The following is a 5,112-nucleotide window of genomic DNA, read 5'->3' on the forward strand; positions in this document are numbered from 1 at the left end:
GGAATCCACCAGCGACAGCGGCGGGAGCATGAAGAAGCGCACAGCCGCCACTCCGATCATCGATCCCGCGAGAGCGCCTATCAGCCCCTCGACCGTCTTGTTCGGGCTGACCTGCGGCGCGAGCTTGCGCCTTCCGAACGCCTTGCCCGCTGCAAGCCCCAGGATATCGCACAGACACGCGGGCGCCAGAGCGATGAGGATGAGCGCCCTTCCCCTCGGCATGCGCAGGATCCAAGACCATATCGGGAAGGCGACGCCGAGATAGACCACGCCCATGATCGCGAGCCCCAGCCTCTCGACGGAGCGGGCGAGATCCTTGGACCTCCACATGAAGAGCAGCGCCAGGACGAAGAACCACGCCGCGACGCCCAGCACCGCGGCCTTGCGCCAGGGCGCCGGCCCCATCATCCAGAGCGCCTGCATCGCGCCCGCGGCGAACACCGCCCAGCGCTCGAACTTATCGTCGAAGAAGATGCGCGAATATTCGGCGAGCCCGGCGAGGGTCATGCCGAATATGAGAGCGGCGAGCCCCCATGTGGGGAGCCACAGCACCGCCGCCAGCACGAGCACTCCCAGAAGAATTGCCGTCACGATCTTCGTCATCAATGCCCCCGGCCTATGCGAGCTGCTCGTCGGTCAAACCGAAGCGGCGCTCCCTGGCCTTGAAGGATTCGATCGCCTTGTCCAGCTCCTGCTCCGTGAATTCGGGCCAGGGTTTGTCGGTCACGTAAAGCTCGGTGTACGCTATCTGCCAGAGCAGAAAATTGCTCACCCTGTACTCGCCGCTGGTGCGAATGAGCAGGTCCGGATCCGGGATGCCGGCGGTGTCCAGGGACTCCGAGATCGACTCGACGGTCGCCTCCGTCGCCCCGGACTTGATGAGCCTGTTGAACGCCCTGACTATCTCCTGCCTGCCGCCGTACGAGAGTGCGACGATCAGCGTGATGTTGCGGCCGCGGGAGGTGGCCTCCACGGTCTCCTCTATCTCCTGCAGCACGTCGGAGGGCAGCCTATCCACGTCGCCTATCACGCGGAAGCGCGTCCCCTCCTTCACCATCTCAGGCCTCTTCGCCAGGAGGAAGTGGCGCATCAGTTGCATCAGGGCCAGGACCTCGTCCGACGGCCTCTGCCAGTTCTCCTCGGAGAAGGCGTAGAGGGTGAGGTACTTCACCCCGCGATGCCGGCAAGCGCGCACGATCGTCTCGATGGCCTCCGCGCCGCGGCGATGCCCCTCCGCGCGCGGGAGATCGCGCTCCTTGGCCCATCGGCCGTTGCCGTCCATGATCACGGCTATATGCTTGGGAACCTTGCGCATCAGACCTGCATTATGTCCTTGTCTTTGTGAGCGATCGCCTCATCCACCTGTTTGATAAAGTCGTCGGTCATCTTCTGTACCCGCTCGTGCGCCTTGCGTTCCTCGTCCTCGGTGATCTTGCTGTCCTTCTTTAAGACCTTGAGCTCCTCGTTGGCGTCCCGGCGCGCGTTGCGCACGATCACCTTGCAGTCCTCGCCGTGTTTCTTGACGACCTTGGTAAGCTCGAGACGGCGCTCTTCGTTGAGCGGCGGCACCGGGAGTCTGATCACCTTGCCGTCGTTCGCAGGATTGAGCCCCAGGTCCGCCTTCTGGATCGCCTTCTCGATCGCGCCGACGGCGCTGCCGTCCCACGGCTGGATGACGATGGTGCGCGGATCCGGCAGGGTCATCGAAGCCATCTGGTTGAGCGGCGTCATCGTCCCGTAGTACTCGACCTTGACGTCGTCGAGAACCGAGAGCGAGGCGCGGCCGGTGCGCAGCTTCGCGAGCTCGTGGCGGAACAGCTCCACCGCCTTCTTCATCTTGTCCTGCGCCTTGTCGAACACTTTGTTATCCATAGATCATCGTCCCCATTTTTTCTCCCTTCACCACCTTCTTCAGGTTCTTGGGCTGAAACATGTTGAAGACGATGATGGGGAGGTTGTGATCCATGCACATCGACACGGCGGTCGCGTCCATGACCTTGAGCCGCCTGGTGAGGACATCCACGTAACTCAAACTGTCGTACCTGATCGCCTTGGGGTCCTTGATGGGATCGGCGGAGTAGACGCCGTCGACCTTGGTGCCCTTGAGGACGACCTCCGCGTTGATCTCGACTGCACGGAGTGCTGCCGCCGTGTCGGTCGAGAAGAACGGGCTGCCTGTGCCGCCCGCGAAGACGAGCACCCTGCCCATGTTCAGGTGTCTGAGCGCCTTGCGCCGGATGAACGGCTCGGCGACCTGCGGCATCGCAGTGGCGGTCATGAGCCTGGCGTCAAGCCCCTGCCGCTCGAGCGCCGACTGGAGCGCCAGCCCGTTGATCACGGTGGCGAGCATGCCCATCATGTCGGCCTGGGCCTGTTCGATCGCGCCGCTGGCGGCCGCGACCGCGCCGCGGAAGATGTTGCCGCCGCCTATCACGACCGCGACCTCCGCCCCGGCCTTCGCGATCTCCGCGATCTCGCAGGCGATCGTCTCGGCCGCCTCAAGACCTATGCCGGACTGGGCGCCGGCGGGGTGAAGAGCCTCGCCGGAAAGCTTGAGCAACACCCTCTTGTATTTCATCTAGTCCTTTAGTCCTTTCTTTTCTCGACCCCCTCGCCGACCTGCATGCGTATGAAGGAATCGATCTTGATTCCGTCGTCCAGCTTGGAGAGCCATTTTCCCACCGTGGACTTGCCCTCGGGGTCGCGGACGAAGAGCTGCTCCTCAAGGCATATCTCGGTGAAGACCTTGCCCATCTTGCCGGTGACGATCTTGTCCATGATCTCGGGCGGCTTTTTGGTGTCGCCCATCTGGGCGAGCATGATCTCCCGCTCCTTGGCTATGACCGACTCAGGAACGTCATCCCTCCTCACGTACTGCGGATGCATGGCGGCGACGTGCATCGCGACCTCGCGGGCCGTCTGCTCGTCGAGCTTGCCGTTCGGGTCCGCATACTTCACGATCACGCCGATCTTGGAGCCCGCGTGTATGTACTGCGCGAGCCTCCCCTTGGGTTCGGCCTCCACCCGGGAGAAGCGGCGGACGCCCAGCTTTTCGCCGATCTTCGCGGTAAGCGCGGTCTCGGTCTCGCGGACTGTGGTGTTGCCGAGGGGGGTGGCCATAAGCGCATCGAGGTCGGACGGGTTCGCGTCGCGCACAACGTCGACGACCTTTTTCGCGAACTCCTGGAAGTCGTCCGTCTTGGTGACGAAGTCGGTCTCGCAATTGACCTCCACCAGCACTCCCAGCTTCGCATCCTTTGAGATGTAGGAGCCGATCAGCCCGTCGGCCGCGGTCCTGCCGGCCTTGCTGGCTGCCCTGGCCATGCCCTTCTTCCTCAGCGTCTCGATCGCGGCATCCATGTCGCCCTTGGACTCGGAGAGCGCCGTCTTGCAATCCATCATGCCTGCGCCGGTCTTCTCGCGCAGTTCCTTCACCATATCAGGTGTTATCGACATCTTTGTCCTCCGTCGCTAATTCGGTTTACGGTTACGGTCCTCAGCTCTCCGTCTTCTCCTCTTTCTCCACGTCCGCCTTTGCGGATGCGAACTTCTCAGCGTCCGCATCAGGCACCTTCGGCTCCTCGCGGCGGCCGACCCACGCCTTGCCCTTTGCCCCTATCTTCTGCTCGCGGACTGCCGGGCCCTTGGGCTTCACCTCCCGCTCCTTGCCCTGCTGCTCCTTCTGCTCGCGGAGCGCCGCCTCGCGGCGCTGCGCCCCCTCGCCGCACGCGTCGGCGACGAGTTTGGAGAAGAACGAGATGGAGCGGATCGCGTCGTCGTTGCCCACGATTATGTAGTCTATGCCCTCGGGATTGCTGTTGGTGTCCGTGAGCGCGACGATCGGGATGCCGAGCTTCATGGCCTCGAGTTTGGCGATGTCCTCGTTGTTGGGATCGACTATGAACACCGCTCCCGGAGTCTTCGACATCTCCTTGATGCCGCCGAGCGAGAACTCGAGCTTCACGATCTCGCGGTCGAGCTTCAAGGTCTCCTTCTTGGGGAGCTTCTCGAACTCGCCCTTCTCCTTCTTGGTCTCGAGGTCGCGGAGCCTTGCGATCGACCGTTTGATCGTCTGGAAGTTGGTGAGCATGCCGCCGAGCCAGCGCTTCGTGACAAAGTACTGGCCCACGCGCCTGGCCTCGGCCTCGACGACCTCCTGTGCCTGTTTCTTGGTGCCCACGAAGAGCACGCTGTTGCCCAGGGCCACGGTGTCGGCGACGAACTTATACGCGCGCTGTGCCTGGGAGACCGTCTGCTCCAGGTCGATGATGTGGATCCCGTCGCGGGCCGCGAAGATGTACGGCCTCATCTTGGGGTTCCAGCGCCTGGTCTGGTGCCCGAAATGCACCCCTGCTTCGAGCAACTCCTTCACTTCGATCTGCGGTGACATCTAAAACCTCCTCTGGTTTGACCTATGGGCCCCCTCAACCGCGCAGGCACCCGGACCATTCCGACATACCCTGCGGAACCATTTCGGGGGGCTTTAGGGATTTCCGGCCTTCCGCCATCGCGATCAGCGGACAAGACGGATTTTATTCAAGAAAAACCCCTTTTCAGAGCCGGATGCGTCTAACATGTAGGGTATCTCTATGCAACAGAAAATCCGCCCCTTTTGCTGCTGTGAAACACACCTGGACGCTAGGAAGCGGGTTTGTTTTCTGATAACATGGCCGCAAATTGAATGATGGCGAGGGTGGTCAGTTAAAGTTGATTATTGATATCGGATATAACCATATGAAAACAAAAACTATAATATTGGCGATGGCATTCTGTCTCAGCATGGCCGCAGCCCTCTGCCCAACAGCCGATGCACAGGGGAGGCCTCAGGGCCCGATGATCGGACCAGCCCCTGCTGCACCGATTGGAAAACCACCTGCCCCACCCCAGTCCCCGGCAACGACTGCTCCGACGAGTGCGCCGGCTTCTATCCCCGCCCCGGCACCCGCGGCGCTCCAGTCCACCACTGACAAGGACCTGGAGCTCTATATGAAGTCCGGCCACAGGGACAAGAAATGGGACGAATACATCCAGTCCGCGTTTCAGAGCTTCGACGCCGAGAATCTGGCCACTGCGGGCATCTTCCTGAAGAAGGCCTATGAGCTGGGTTGCCGC

General features: G+C 62.0%; 7 protein-coding genes. 1 reads left to right on the top strand and 6 read right to left on the bottom strand.

Annotated elements, in window-relative coordinates:
- The 6 genes from WC683_19395 to rpsB form a co-directional block, all read right to left on the bottom strand.
- Positions 1 to 603, bottom strand: a 603-nt coding sequence (locus WC683_19395; GenBank protein MFA4974771.1) for a phosphatidate cytidylyltransferase, incomplete at its 3' end; no start/stop codon positions are given.
- Positions 604 to 616: 13 nt separating this feature from the next.
- Positions 617 to 1,315, bottom strand: a complete 699-nt coding sequence (uppS, locus tag WC683_19400) for a polyprenyl diphosphate synthase (protein ID MFA4974772.1) — start codon at positions 1,313 to 1,315, stop codon at positions 617 to 619.
- Positions 1,315 to 1,872 (bottom strand): ribosome recycling factor, encoded by a 558-nt coding sequence (gene frr, locus WC683_19405; GenBank protein MFA4974773.1) that lies wholly within the window; start codon positions 1,870 to 1,872, stop codon positions 1,315 to 1,317. Before frr ends, uppS begins: the two co-directional genes overlap by 1 nt.
- On the bottom strand, positions 1,865 to 2,578 hold the full coding sequence (gene pyrH, locus WC683_19410) for a UMP kinase (protein MFA4974774.1): 714 nt from the start codon (positions 2,576 to 2,578) through the stop codon (positions 1,865 to 1,867). The genes frr and pyrH overlap by 8 nt, the downstream gene beginning before the upstream one ends.
- A gap of 8 nt (positions 2,579 to 2,586) precedes the next feature.
- Positions 2,587 to 3,456 (bottom strand): translation elongation factor Ts, encoded by an 870-nt coding sequence (gene tsf / locus WC683_19415; protein MFA4974775.1) that lies wholly within the window; start codon positions 3,454 to 3,456, stop codon positions 2,587 to 2,589.
- A gap of 40 nt (positions 3,457 to 3,496) precedes the next feature.
- Positions 3,497 to 4,390 carry a 30S ribosomal protein S2 gene (gene rpsB / locus WC683_19420; protein MFA4974776.1) on the bottom strand — a complete coding sequence of 298 codons (894 nt, stop codon included), beginning with the start codon at positions 4,388 to 4,390 and terminating at the stop codon, positions 3,497 to 3,499.
- Between the two features lie 344 nt (positions 4,391 to 4,734).
- On the opposite strand from rpsB, the gene WC683_19425 reads away from it, so the two are divergent.
- Positions 4,735 to 5,112: hypothetical protein (locus WC683_19425; protein ID MFA4974777.1), on the top strand; the 378-nt coding region annotated here is incomplete at its 3' end.

The sequence above is a fragment of the bacterium genome (genome assembly GCA_041648665.1).
In the GTDB taxonomy this organism is placed as follows: Bacteria; UBA10199; UBA10199; order 2-02-FULL-44-16; family JAAZCA01; genus JAFGMW01.

What these genes read in the sequence shown, in the direction of transcription:
- uppS (MFA4974772.1), bottom strand. Translation starts at nt 1,315, where the DNA reads ATGCGCAAGGTTCCCAAGCATATAGCCGTGATCATGGACGGCAACGGC.
- tsf (MFA4974775.1), bottom strand. Translation starts at nt 3,456, where the DNA reads ATGTCGATAACACCTGATATGGTGAAGGAACTGCGCGAGAAGACCGGC.
- pyrH (MFA4974774.1), bottom strand. Translation starts at nt 2,578, where the DNA reads ATGAAATACAAGAGGGTGTTGCTCAAGCTTTCCGGCGAGGCTCTTCAC.
- rpsB (MFA4974776.1), bottom strand. Translation starts at nt 4,390, where the DNA reads ATGTCACCGCAGATCGAAGTGAAGGAGTTGCTCGAAGCAGGGGTGCAT.
- frr (MFA4974773.1), bottom strand. Translation starts at nt 1,872, where the DNA reads ATGGATAACAAAGTGTTCGACAAGGCGCAGGACAAGATGAAGAAGGCG.